This is a genomic window from bacterium (genome assembly GCA_035559435.1).
Taxonomy (GTDB): Bacteria; Zixibacteria; MSB-5A5; order WJJR01; family WJJR01; genus JACQFV01.
Window position 1 is genome coordinate 13,537 of sequence record DATMBC010000050.1, and the last position, 13,215, is coordinate 26,751.

The 13,215-nt window shown below is 63.1% G+C and carries 11 protein-coding genes; 3 read left to right on the forward strand and 8 right to left on the reverse strand.

Going from position 1 to position 13,215, the window contains the following annotated elements; genetic code table 11:
* Window positions 1-83 precede the first annotated feature (83 nt).
* The 8 genes from VNN55_05580 to VNN55_05615 form a co-directional block, all read right to left on the reverse strand.
* Window positions 84-962: a type II CAAX endopeptidase family protein gene (locus VNN55_05580; protein HWO57018.1), complete on the reverse strand. Its 879-nt coding sequence runs from the start codon at window positions 960-962 to the stop codon at window positions 84-86.
* A gap of 438 nt (window positions 963-1,400) precedes the next feature.
* The gene (locus VNN55_05585) at window positions 1,401-2,696 is read right to left on the reverse strand and encodes an acetyl-CoA hydrolase/transferase C-terminal domain-containing protein (protein HWO57019.1); all 1,296 of its coding nucleotides are present in this window, start codon (window positions 2,694-2,696) and stop codon (window positions 1,401-1,403) included.
* An 81-nt stretch (window positions 2,697-2,777) separates the two neighbouring features.
* Complete coding sequence (locus VNN55_05590) at window positions 2,778-3,887, reverse strand: alanine dehydrogenase (GenBank protein ID HWO57020.1); 1,110 nt, start codon at window positions 3,885-3,887, stop codon at window positions 2,778-2,780.
* A gap of 2 nt (window positions 3,888-3,889) precedes the next feature.
* Window positions 3,890-5,344 (reverse strand): 2-oxoacid:acceptor oxidoreductase family protein, encoded by a 1,455-nt coding sequence (locus VNN55_05595; GenBank protein HWO57021.1) that lies wholly within the window; start codon window positions 5,342-5,344, stop codon window positions 3,890-3,892.
* A gap of 14 nt (window positions 5,345-5,358) precedes the next feature.
* A complete protein-coding gene (locus VNN55_05600) occupies window positions 5,359-6,417 on the reverse strand; it encodes a 3-methyl-2-oxobutanoate dehydrogenase subunit VorB (protein ID HWO57022.1) in 1,059 nt (352 codons plus the stop codon).
* Window positions 6,418-6,446: 29 nt separating this feature from the next.
* Complete coding sequence (locus VNN55_05605) at window positions 6,447-6,821, reverse strand: hypothetical protein (GenBank protein ID HWO57023.1); 375 nt, start codon at window positions 6,819-6,821, stop codon at window positions 6,447-6,449.
* Window positions 6,822-6,879: 58 nt separating this feature from the next.
* Entirely contained in the window at window positions 6,880-7,155 is a 276-nt protein-coding gene (locus VNN55_05610) for a 4Fe-4S dicluster domain-containing protein (GenBank protein ID HWO57024.1), read from the reverse strand.
* A gap of 537 nt (window positions 7,156-7,692) precedes the next feature.
* Window positions 7,693-9,138 (reverse strand): FAD-dependent thymidylate synthase, encoded by a 1,446-nt coding sequence (locus tag VNN55_05615; protein HWO57025.1) that lies wholly within the window; start codon window positions 9,136-9,138, stop codon window positions 7,693-7,695.
* Window positions 9,139-9,450: 312 nt separating this feature from the next.
* On the opposite strand from VNN55_05615, the gene VNN55_05620 reads away from it, so the two are divergent.
* The 3 genes from VNN55_05620 (at window position 9,451) to trkA (ending at window position 13,211) form a co-directional block, all read left to right on the forward strand.
* Complete coding sequence (locus VNN55_05620) at window positions 9,451-10,575, forward strand: aminopeptidase (GenBank protein HWO57026.1); 1,125 nt, start codon at window positions 9,451-9,453, stop codon at window positions 10,573-10,575.
* A 167-nt stretch (window positions 10,576-10,742) separates the two neighbouring features.
* Window positions 10,743-11,831: a GDSL-type esterase/lipase family protein gene (locus VNN55_05625; protein ID HWO57027.1), complete on the forward strand. Its 1,089-nt coding sequence runs from the start codon at window positions 10,743-10,745 to the stop codon at window positions 11,829-11,831.
* A gap of 21 nt (window positions 11,832-11,852) precedes the next feature.
* A complete protein-coding gene (trkA, locus tag VNN55_05630) occupies window positions 11,853-13,211 on the forward strand; it encodes a Trk system potassium transporter TrkA (protein HWO57028.1) in 1,359 nt (452 codons plus the stop codon).
* The last annotated feature ends 4 nt before the right edge of the window (window positions 13,212-13,215 follow it).

The window sequence follows — 13,215 nt, forward strand, 5'->3', positions numbered from 1 at the left end:
GGTCCAGATTGTACCCGTCTCACCGCCAAACATACGAGTTTGCCCGCATTTTGTGCAGAAAAACTCCATGAGCGAACTCGTTGTCACAGCGCGGTTTGATCGGCGCCCAGGGGGCCGGTTGGCAGTTTGCTGGCCGCGGTATGGCGGGTGTGCCGGTGCAACTGCAGAACCGCGTGGATGAGAATCAGCCCAGCGGGCGCCGTCGCATACCACGGCAAAAACTCCGGCGGTTTCTCCCAATCCTCGGGACGCTGCAATGAGAAGATCACCAGCGTGATCGCATTATTGGCGACATGCGCCGCGATCGATGGGTACACCGATCCGGTCCGTTCGCGCAGGTAGCCCAGCAGCGCGCCGAAGGTCCACAGGCCAATGAGATTCCACGGATTCAGATGCAGCAGGGCAAACAGCGCGCCACCCCAGAGGATCGCGGCGTTCTGGCCAAACGAACGGCGCAGTCCGGTTTGAATCAATCCGCGGAACGCCACTTCCTCGCAGATCCCCGGCACCACGGCGGCAGTTAGCAGGAGCATCACCAATTCGAGGGGCGAGCCGGCGGCAAGATACTGACGGTAAAAATCAAAGTGCTCCTGCGGAATCGGCCAGAGCCGATCGAGCAGGACCGGAACATTGCTTTGCACGACGGCAAATGATCCCACGGCGATCATGCACCAGAGCCAGAATCCCGCCCCCACATCGGGTGCCTTCGTCCAAGTGCGCCAGCCGGTGTCAAACAGAGGCCGCAGCGCCAGCGGGATCAGCACAAAGGCGGCCACTTCGGAAACGATGATCGACGTGTAGAACCCCCCCGTGCCCGCCAGGGCGAGTGCCGCCACAAATGAGATCAGCGCGGCGACGACAAAGTAGATGAGCGCCATCCCCCCATCCCAGCGGCGCAACGGCGAAGGTGGGAGTGTGGGTGACGGTTCGGGCGCCGTCGGCGGCGGAAGATTGGTGTCCATGATCGGGCGCACGTCGGTGGAGAATGTAAGCAGCCAGGTTGTGCGGCGCCTCCTCCGACTGCAAAAGGAGGGAGCCCCGGGCTGAGGGCGGCAACCCGGGGCGTAGAGGAATTGCATGGGTCTGGGGGTTCGTAGGGACGTTCAAACTCGGGTTTCCTCTTGGATCCGGCCTCCTTTGTCTGCGGACGGGGCGGGTCTCCACTGCCGATTGATCGCCGCGTCCGTGTGACTGGCCAATTCGCAAATGCGTCGCCCGCGGACAGATTTTCTTGCGTCGTGCGCGCAAGGCGCTGGCGGGTCGATGGATAGCGAAGTGTTCAGATATCGAACAACCGCTTACTTCTCGCACAGAGTGACGCGGAGCGGGCCAAAACCGTGGGAAAAAGTCAACAGACTGTGGCGGGAGCGGCCACAGTCTGCCGGAATCGCAAAACGGTCTTAGAGCAGTTTGCGTTCGCGGGCCTGCCGCGTCAGTTCATCGCGGAATTTCGGATCGGCGATGCCGATCAGCGCCTTGGCGCGTTCGCGGAGGTTCTTCCCGAACAGGCGCGCGACACCGTGTTCGGTCACGACATAGTGCACATCGGCGCGTGTGGTCACCACGCCGGCGCCATGCTTGAGCATGGGCACGATGCGCGACTCCTGGCCGTTGCGCGCGGTCGACGGCAGCGCGATGATCGGCATGCCGCCGCGCGAGCGGGCGGCGCCGCGAATGAAGTCGACCTGACCGCCGAACCCGGAGTAGATCTTCGGCCCGATCGAGTCGGCGCAGACCTGTCCGGAGAGATCGACTTCGATCGCCGAATTGATGCCGACGATGTTGTCGTTCTGCCCGATGACGAACGGATCGTTAACATGGTCGACCGGGTGCGCTTCGACCACCGGGTTGTTGTCCAGGAAGTTGTAGAGGTCCCGGGTGCCCAGGGCGAAGGTGATCACCACTTTGCCGGGATGCAGCGTCTTACGGTAGCCGGTCACGATGCCGCGCTCGATCGCGTTCATCGCGCCGTCGGACAACATCTCCGTGTGAATCCCCAGGTCCTTGAGCCCGTCCAACATGCTCCAGACCGCATCGGGGATGCCGCCGATCCCCATCTGGATGGTGGCGCCGTCGGTCAGCATCCCGCGGATGTGCTCGCCGATGCGGCATTCCACATCGCTGATCGGCCGCGGCTTGAGTTCGGGCAACGGCTGGCTGTGCTCGACGATGTGGGCCACACGGCTGACGTGGATGAAAGAATCGCCGAGCACGCGCGGCATGTGCTCATTGACCTGCACGATGACTTTCTTGGCCATGGTGCAGGCAGCATTGGCGTTCATTACCTCCACACCATAACTCATGAATCCATGGTCGTCCGGCGGCGAGACCATCACCATGGCCACGTCGAGCGGCACGATCCGTTCATAAAAGAGACGCGGAATCTGATGCAGGAAGACCGGGATGTAATCGGCGCGCCCGGCGTTGACCGCCTCGCGGTCGGCGGGGCCGACGAAGAGCGAGTTGTGCCGGAAGTGCGGGGCCATCTCGGGGCGGCTCAGCGGGTCGTCGCCCATCAGCAGCACGTGGTAGAGCTGCACGCCGGTCAGCTCCGGCGCGCGCGCCGCCAGCGCGTTGATCAGGCCGTTCGGCGTGGCCGCGTTGCCGCCATAGTACACGTTGTCGCCACTATTGATGATGCGGACCGCCTGCTCCGCGGAGCAGAGCTTGCGGCGATAATCCTCGACCCATTGCATTGTTGATCTCCTGGTGCTGGCTTAAGACAGCGAAGCGGGAGGGCCACGGCGCGTGCGCAGCCCACGCCGATTCCGCGACGTTCAGCGCGCGGACGACGTTCCCAACTGCTCCGTCATGGCCTTGATCACCGGGTGGACAGCCTGCCCCTCGCGCAGATAGATCCCTTCGGCAAAACGCGGCTGATCGGCCAGCACGGCGGGCAACCCGCCCTCGGCGAACCAGCGGATGTACGGAAACAGGGTGTTGGCCAGCGCGAACGACGAGGTGCGCGCCACGGCCGACGGCATGTTCGGAATACAACAGTGAATCACGTTGTCGACGACAAACTTCGGGTCCGACAGCGTCGTCGGACGCCCCGTCTCGCAGATGCCGCCCTGGTCGATGGAACAGTCGACGATCACCGAGCCGGGTTTCATCTGGCGGACCATCTCGCGCGTGATGACGATCGGCGGCTTGGAGCCGTGCACGCGCACGGCGCCGATCACGACATCCGCGTTTTTCAATACGCGTTCGAGTGTGTACCGGTAGGAGAGAAACGTGATCACCCGCCGGTCGAAAAGACGATCGGCGGCGCGGAGCTTCTCGGGATCCTTGTCGAAGAGGATCACCTGGGCGCCCTTGCCCAAGGCGGCGCGGACGGCCGCCATGCCCACCGATCCGCCTCCGATCACCACCACCTGCGCCGGCGGAACGCCGGGCAGCCCGGAGAGCAGAATCCCGCGTCCGCCACGCTGCGTTTCCAGCAGGGTCGCGGCCAACGTCAGCGCGATCGGCCCGGCGACTTCACCCATGATCTCCACGATCGGCCGTTGCCCACGGTCGTTTTCGATCCACTCATAGGCGACGGCCGTCAGCTTCTTGTCGATCATGCCGCGCAGGCTCGACGCCGTCAGCGTCGCGAGGTGTCCGAAACTGAGCACGGTCTGCCCGGGTACAAACAGATCGACATCCTCCTGCATGAAGTGCGCGACACCCAGCACGAGATCGGCGCGACCGACCGCCTCGGCCCGCGAGTAGACGATCTGCGCGCCGGCATCGAGATACTCCTTGTCGGTGAATCCCGCGGCGGCGCCGGCGTCGTGCTCGATGTGAACAGTGTGCCCTTTTTTGGTCAGCAAATGCGCGCCCGCCGGAACGATGGGCACGCGACGCTCATCGTCCCGGGTCTGTCTGATCACTCCGATATTCATGATCAACTCACAGTGGCCTTAACCGACGGCTGGTTTGACATCGCCCCGAAATGCCGGGCCTCGGCCAGCCCTGCCGCCAGGGCCTTCAGATTGGCGTCGAGAAGCTCCTTGCGGAGCGATCCAAGGAGCGATTTGAACGAGTCCGCGCCGGTGATACCGGTCAGGCCGATGATTGTACCCGCCGCCACGACGTTGGCGACCTTGGCATTCCCCAGATCGTTGGCAATCTCGGAGAACGGCACCGGCACCGCCTTCACATGGGCCGGCAGTTTCACATCTTTCACAAAGGAACTGTCGTAGATCACCAATCCGCCGGGTTCCACGCTGTCGGCGAACTTCTCCAGCGACGGCTGGTTCATCGCCACCAACAGGGTCGGGTTGGTCACAAACGGCGAGCCGATGCGCTCGCGTGAGACGACCACGTGGCAGTTGGCCGTGCCGCCCCGCATTTCGGGGCCATAGGAGGGCAGCCACGACACGAACTTCCCTTCGCGCATCGAGGACTTTGCCAGCAGTTGGCCGAGCAACAGAATGCCCTGTCCGCCGAAGCCGGCCAACACCAGCTTGTGCGTCGGGAAGTCGGCCGGCAGCTTAGCCACATGGGCCGCGTCCGACTCCTTGATGCCGATGATCTTGAGGACTTCGTCGCCATCGTACACCGGCGTCGGCGGCGTCGGACGCGACGGCGCATCGGCGCGGTCCTTGTAGACCGCCGGCGGAAAGACGTTGAGCATATTCTTGGTGATCCACTCGCGCGAATCGATCGGATCCAGTTTCCATCCGGTCGGACAGGGGCTGAGCACCTCGATCAACGAGAAGCCCTTGTTGGCGATCTGCAACTCCAGCGCCCTGCGGATCGCCTTGCGCGTCTTCATGATCGACTTGGAATCTTCCAGGGTGCAGCGCTCGATGTAGACCGGCGCCTGCAGCGTCGCCAGCAACTCCGAGATGCGCAGCGGGTAGCCCTCGTTTTCGGCGTGACGGCCATACGGCGTGGTGGTGGTCTTCATGTCGATCAGAGTGGTCGGGGCCATCTGGCCGCCGGTCATGCCGTAAATCGCGTTGTTGACGAAGATGACCGTGATCGATTCGCCGCGGTTGGCCGCCTGCAGAATCTCGTTGGCGCCGATCGCCGCCAGATCGCCGTCGCCCTGGTAGGAAATGACGATCGAATGCGGCAGGGCGCGCTTGATGCCGGTGGCCACCGCCGGCGCGCGGCCGTGCGCCGACTGCACGTTGCCGACATGGAAGTAGTAGTAACCGAACACCGAGCAGCCCACCGGGCTCACGAACACCGTCCGATCAGCGATGTCCAAATCGTCGATCGCTTCGGCGATGAGTTTGTGCAGGTTCCCATGCCCGCAGCCGGGGCAGTAGTGCGTCGCTTCTTTGTCCACGCCCGCCGAGCGGGTAAAGAACTCGTAGAATGAGTCGGGCTTTTTGAAGACGTCTTTCACGGTGTTCTCCTTGGTCATGACCCGACGGTGTTGGTCAGTTTCACGATGGCGTCGTACAGCTCCCGCGCGCTGGGGATGTTCCCGCCATTGCGCCCGTAGAACTGCACCGGTACGCGGCACTCGACGGCCAGCTTGACATCTTCGACCATCATGCCGGTCGAGCACTCGGACACGAGGATCCCTTTGACGTGGCCGGCCAGCTGCTTGAGACGCGGCGCCGGGAAGGGCCAGAGCGTGATCGGGCGCAGCATGCCGACCTTGATGCCCGCGGCCCGCGCCTGATCGACCGCGCTCATCAACACGCGCGAGACGATGCCATAGGCAACGGTGACATAGTCGGCGTCCTCGAGACGGTACTCCTCGAAGCGGACCTCGTTTTTCTCGATCTCAGCATACTTGGCATACATGTGCCTGATGTGGTCTTCCAGTTCGTTGTGATCGAGGTGGATGGAACTGATCAGGCTGTCCCGGGTGTCGCCGGTCCCCTTGACCGCCCAGGGCTTGTCGGGGAATGTTCGCACCGGATTGGGCACGTTGACCGGCTCCATCATCTGTCCGATGAACCCATCGGCGACCAGCGCCACGGGGTTGCGATACTTGTCGGCCAGTTCGAAGGCCAGCATGGTGAGATCGCACATCTCCTGCGCGCCGTTGGGCGCCAGGACCGGCATGCGATAGTTGCCGTGCCCGCCGCCTTTGACCATCTGGAAGTAGTCGGACTGCTCCGGGCCGATGTTGCCCAGCCCCGGGCCGCCGCGCATGATGTTGACCACCACGCAGGGCAGTTCCGAACCGGCGCAGTAGGAAATTCCTTCCATCTTCAAGGAGATCCCCGGTGACGAGGAGGCCGTCATCGTGCGCTGACCGGTTGAGGCCGCGCCATAGACCATGTTGATCGCCGCCACCTCCGACTCGGCCTGCAGGAACGTCCCGCCCAAGCGCGGGAACATCACGGCCGCGGTTTCGGCGATTTCCGAGGCGGGTGTGATCGGGTACCCGAAGTACGACCGACAGCCGGCCAACAGCGCGCCGAGGACGATCGCCTCGTTGCCTTTCATCAATTCCTGACGCATGCTATCACCTCATCCTTCGCGCGGGCGCCTTACGGCGTGCCCGTCCGTCCAATCACCGCGTCGACGGCGTTGCGCAGACGGTCCACCACGCGTTCGTTGTGTGCCAGCCGTATGTCGATCGGGAAGAACCGCTCGCGCGGGAAATTGTGCGCCGCCAGAAGCGATTCGAATTCTTTCTCCTGCTGTTGGGGATCGCAGGCGCCGCAGATGATGTAAGTCTCCCCGTCGGCGGTTTTGAGAATGTCGGCGAGCGCGTCGCGGCCGCCGCTCCCACACAGTTCGGGGTGCACCACCGTGTAGTCGATGTCGAGTTCGTTTTCAAGCGCGTAGGGCAACGTGTTCATGTCGCTGTCGAACGTCGTTGCCATCCCGCGGCAATTGCAGAGCACGACTTTGATCTTCATCGCTGTGTCCTCCCGCATCGGGACATCGGTGACGCCGGCGGCCGAAACGGCCCGCCGGTTAACTGAGGACTTTCTTTTCCTTTTTGTCCGCCGGTTTGCGCCAGACGATGATCGCGCCCGGCTCCGGGCAGTTGTAAAAACAGATCCCGCATCCGGTGCAGCCATCGCCAAGGTAGTAGGAGTAGCGATAGCCGCGCTCGTTGATGTCGGTGGAAAACCCCAGCACCTCCGGCGGGCAGGCCTTGACGCAGAAATCACATCCCTTGCACAACCGGCTGTTGACGTGGACCCACGGCAACGAGGGGGGGACGGGCATGGTGGAGCGTTCGCTCATTTTGGGCACCTCCGCGGGGTGTGTCTGTCGGTCCGCATGCCATGTATTCTACTGAAAGCGCGGACCGCTGTTTGGCAAATGCGGGGGCCTTTTGTCATAATTGACAACGACTTGGCTGCCTGCGGTGGATCGTCCGCCGTCGGCGCGCTGCGCCCGCATCACAGCCGGATCATCATCGGGGGCAACCGAGGGGAAGTCAAAGGCGCGGGGCGGGATTTGTGTCAAAATTTGGACGGACAATTTCGCGATGTCTCACCGCGCAAACCGCGGGAAGCGCCGCCACACTGACCGAGACGAGGCCTCCAAGAACGTCTGTCAATAATCGCGAATTTGACAATGCGGCGGGCACTCTCGTCACCGCGATCACAGATGCCGGCGCGTCGAAATTGGACGCTGACACATTGCCGTATTGGAACACACAGAAACTACACGGTCACCCTGAGCGGAGCGAAGGGTCTGCTTTCTCCTCTGCTTGATCGCGCCAGAGCAGTTGCCCTCGTGCGACAGCCGGGAATCGCAATCCGCCCGATTTATGAATCAGCTAAAATCCTCGCCCAGCGGAGCAATCAATCGACCCAGCCACGGCTGCGCCTCTAGAACCCTCCGCCACACGTCGAAGGCCACCATCCGATACGCCTCATGCCCCTTGGAGCCGCCGCGAAGTTTGACGAAATGGCAGACCTGACGCAGGTTCCATTCGAAGAGCGTGCGCTTGCGGAACGCCAGCATGAGCGCATAAACCGCTTCGTTGGGGAAGACGGGATGGAGGGCGTCGTAGACCGACGCCGACTGTTCGATCAAGCGTTCGAAGTCGGACGTTAACCCGAGCTCTTTGATCAGCGCCGGCGTGGTCCAGCCGAGATTAGGCGTGAGGTCCTGCGCGGTCTGGGTCCCGATGCGATGGCGCTGGATGTCGCGCCAGGCGCCGTAATCGACGGTGATCTCAAACGTGTAATTGAGATGTTCGAAGGCGCGCGGCAACGGATCGAACGGGCCCAGACTCTCGACGCTGCGGCGAATCAACTCCAAGAGCCGCTCCTCGGACCAGCCCTCGAGCGCTGATGTCATCCGCGTCCAGTCGGCGGGCTGATGCGCGTAGGCGACCGCCGCCGCCAGGCGACGAAGCCCATCGCCATCATACTTGAGCAGACGCACTTCCGCCGGAGTCTCGGCCGCGACACGGCGCGGCGGCTCGACCGTTCCGGCAAGCAGTTCGGCCACACGCCCCGCCCCTTCCACCCGCGCGGTGTCGGGATCGGCGTATTTCAACAGCGTCGGGACTTTCTCCAGCGCGGCGCGTTTGACCTCGGCGCCGATCTCCTGCAATTCCTCAAGCGGCGAGCCGGTCAGCTTGCGGATCGCATGCGCCAGCGCCCGCGCGTTGATCGTCCAGCCGAGATTGGTCAAGGTCGCCGTCGGCAATAGATAGCGGATGGCATCGCAGGCCTTGGCACGCAGACGGGTCTCCCACGCCTTCGGCGACTTCTCCGGTGGACAGGGGTCGGTCTTCCGCAGATGTTCGACCGCCCGCTCCGACCAGGCGATATAGGTGTTGGTCAACTCGCGGATCAATTCCTCGTAGCGCTGGTTGAGTTCAGGATGACTGCGGAAGCAGGCCGGACGGTAAACATGGTCGGGGTCATAAATCTGGTAGCGGGTCGATTTCTCGGTGTAGGAGGCCAGCCGGTTGTCTTCGATCGCTTTGGCCGCGAGGATCGAAACATTCTCGACCGCCAATGAGAGGATCGCGTGCTCGGCGACCGACGCATGGCCGTAGCCGACCACCCATTTCTCGTGGAACTGCGACGACTTGGTCTCGTTGAGCTCCTGCGCGATCTGGTCAAACGGCTCCGGTGATCGCGAGGTCTTGGCGAAGGCCACCGCCACCACTTCGGGCGGAAGGTCTTTCATTAGATAGATGCGTCGGTGCGGTGTGGTCATGGTGGCTGGTGAGCTCGTCTCGGGCGCCTGCACGGTGATCATGATTTCCTCAAATTTGGACGGCTCGGTCGGCCGCGCGAACGGTTGTCCGGCCGGCGCAGCCCCTCACCCCGGCCCTCTCCCCCTTCGGGGCAGAGGGGGAAAGCAATGGATTGAGAGGTCGTGCGCGAGGGTTGCGCGCGCATCCCTTGATGGGATACAAAAATCGTCAACGGGATGCCATCATCTTTCGATGCGGATTTGTATATTCCCGCACCCGCCGTGCCGTCGGCGGGACAACGCGCAGGAAGCGGGCTTGCGCACCATGCCCGCCTGACAACGGACGCTGAGCCACCATCGGAAATGGGGGTTACAATGAAAGACCCACGTCTTGTCAAACTCGCCGACACCCTGGTCAACTACTCGACCAAGGTCAAGCCCGGCGATAAGGTCCTGATCGAAGCCAAAGGCGACCACAGCCACGAACTGGTCAAGGAGATCGTTACGAAGGTCGCCGAGGCCGGCGGCCTGCCCTTCTACTACTATAATGAAGAAGAGGTGGAGCGCCGCTGGGTGCTGGGCGCCTCGGAGGCGCAACTGAAGGCCTACGGCCAGATGCACTTGCGCATGATGAGGGATATGGCCTGCTACATTGCCGTGCGCGGCTCCAACAACTCCTTCACCATGGCCGACATCCCGCGCGCCAAGCGCGAGATGTACCAGAAGTACTACTACAAACCGGTCCACCTCGAGCAAAGAGTCGAGCGCACCCGCTGGGTGGTCCTGCGTTACCCGAACTACGCCATGGCGCAACTGGCCGAGACCTCCCGCGAGGCGTTTGAGGACTACTACTTCTCGGTCTGCAATGTCGACTACGCCAAGATGGACAAGGCCCAGGACGCGTTGGCGGCGCTCATGCGCAAGACCGACAAGGTCCACATCAAAGGACCCGGCACCGATCTGACCTTCTCGATCAAGGGCATCCCGCCGAGAAAGTGCGCCGGCAACCGCAACATCCCCGACGGCGAAGTCTACACCGCCCCGGTCCGCACGTCGATCAACGGCGAGATCACCTACAACTGCCCCTCGATCTATGAGTCGACCCTCTTTGATCGCGTGCACTTCGTGTTCAAGAACGGGAAGATCGTCCACGCCGACTGCGCCACCGACAACGCCAAACTCAACAAGATCCTCGACACCGATCCAGGCGCGCGTTACATCGGCGAGTTTTCCTTTGGCCTCAATCCCAATATCACCCGGCCGATGAAGGACATTCTCTTCGACGAGAAGATTTTCGGCTCGATCCACCTGACCCCCGGCCAGTGCTACAAGGAAGCGCCCAACGGCAACAAGTCGGCGATCCACTGGGACCTGGTGCTGATCCAGACGAAGGAATTCGGCGGCGGCGAGATCTACATGGACGGAACGCTCGTGCGCAAAGACGGCATCTGGGTCCATCCGGCACTGAAGGACAAACTGTCCGCCAAGGCGCTCCGGTAATCCAGCGGGTCGCACAATACGGTCCATCTCGGCCGACGAGGGGCATACGCCCCTTGTTGGCCCTCAGGACAGCCCGCACCCCCGATTTTGGTCTGGTCAATAAGGGGGTCAAGCCCCTTGTTTGCCCGTGGAGGCGGCCATTTCCGGGCCTCCCCTGACATTTGCGCATGGGCAAACGCCGGACACACAGGGCACGCATCCTCGCCGTCATCCTGGGGGCCACTCTTGTGGCCGAACTGGCCGGCCGTCTGGCCGGTCCACCTCCCCTGCCGCCGACATCCGCCTTTATCGAAGCGCAAGAGTGGCGTTACCCGGATTGGGTCCAACAGGACCCGGAACTCTTCTGGCGCTACCGCCCCAGCCGCGTGATCGACGGACAGTTCATCCGACCGGGACGCTACACCATCAACACACACGGCTATCGCGGCGCGGACTATCCCATCGACAAACCCGCCGGCGTAACGCGCGTGGTCTGCCTGGGCGAATCCAATACCTTCGGACTGGGTGTCTCCGACGAGGCGGTCTGGCCGCGCCATTTGGAGCGGCGGCTCAACGCGCTGGACCCACAGAAGCGGCGCTGGGAAGTGCTCAATCTGGCGGTCACCAACTATTCAACCGTGCAGGGCGTGCGCCAGGCCCGGCAGGAATTGCCCCGCCTGAAACCGGATATCGTGCTCTTCTGCTACTCCTGGGCCGATCACCAGCCCGCGGCCAATGGGATCGCCGACGATCAATTGCAGGTCGGTTTCGGCTGGCAGGTGACGGTCAACAATTGGCTGCGTCGCAGCGCCCTCGTGCGCTGGTTGAGAGCGGGATGGAGCGCAATGGCGCCGCCATCCCTCCCCGCCCAGGCGCCGCCGGGATTCAACCAGCGCCGTGTCGCCTCGACGGAATACTCCGAGAACATCGAACGACTGACGCGCGAATCGCTGGCCGTCGGGGCGCGTCCGGTGCTGGTGACCTCGCCGATTGCCTGGCCGCCGGAGGGAATGAGCGACACCTCCGGCATCTTCCATGTGCACCACCGCTACCGCCGTCTGGCGCGATTCGGCGTGCTCGCCGCCGGCGGCGAGTTTGTCGAGCTGGCCAACGTCTTCGACGAGTTCCCGCGTTTCTACGACAAGGACGCCGGCCAATTCGAGTTGTTCAACGCGCAAGGGCACGAATTCACCGGCGAATTCCTCGCGCGCTACTTGCTGGGCGATTCGATCGTGGTCGCCCGTTACGGCAGCCGGATCTACACGCAGGGTCGGTAACGCCGGCCAAGTGAGATGACTATGGACGTGGTCGTCATCGGAATGGGGGAAGTCGGCAAGCACATCGCCTCCGTGCTGGTTGCCGAGAATCACAACGTCACCCTGATCGACCGGTCCGAAAGCGCGCTGGCCCACGCGCAGGAGTCGATGGATGTCATGACGCTTTGCGGCGACGGAGGCAGTCTCTCCACGCTGACGCAGGCGAAAGCCGACGCCGCCGACCTGGTCATCGCGGTGACCGACAACGACGAGATCAACCTGCTGGCCTGCCTGATGGCCAAAAAACTCGGCGCCGGACGGGTGGTGGCGCGCGTCTCCGACACGAACGACCCGCTGACCACCGACAGCTCGCTGGCCACCAGTCTGGGCATCGACATGGTGATCAGCCCCGAACGCGCCGCCGCGGTGGAGTTGGCCCGCATCATCGAGGCGGCCGGGGTCCTCTGGGTTGAAACCTTCAGCGACGAACGCATCGTGATGGTGCGATTGCGTGTCAACGACCGCGCCGCCCCCTCGGTGGGCAAGACGCTGCTTGAACTGGTCACGCCCGCCAACACGCTGATTGCGGCGATCGGGCGCGCTGGCCGTTTCATCATCCCCGATGGGCGCGAACGCATCGACGTCGATGACGAGCTCTACCTCATTGGCCGCACCGACGTGATCGACGAGGCGCGCGAGGCGCTGGTCGGCCCGCGCCACCCCGCCAATAAAGTGGTGATCATCGGCGCCTCCGCCATCGGACGGGCGTTGTCGAACGAACTGACCAAACTCGGCATCGACTCGTTCATTGTCGAGCGCGACGGCCAGGTCGCCGAGCAGGCCGCCATGCAGCTGGCCGGCGCCAATGTCATCCACGGCGACGGCACGCAAAGCGAGTTTCTGCGGTCGGCCGATTTGGGCAACGCCGATGTCTTTGTGGTGGTGACCCGCTCCGACGAGGTCAACCTTATGGCCGGGCTGCTGGCCAAGAAGATGGGGATCCCCACCGTCATCGCCCTGACGCACAAGCCCGACTACGCGCCCATCTACGAGGAACTTGGCATCGACACGACCATCTCGCCGCGGCTTTTGGCCGCCAACCAGGTTCTGCGCTATGTGCGCAAGGGACGTGTGGTGGCGGTCAGCGTGCTGGCCAATGGCCAGGGCGAGGTGCTGGAATTGCAGACCATCCATGGCGCACGCATCTGCGGACGGCCACTCAAAGAAATCGGTTTCCCGTCCGGCGCCCGCATCGGCGCGGTGGTGACCGATGACGACGTCGTCATTCCCTCCGGCGACTACGTCGTCCCGGAGCAGGCGCATGTCATCGTGTTCACGACACCCGACCGTCGGGAGGAAGTGGAGCAGTTGTTCCGTAAGAAAACACTTTCGTTGTTCTGAACGG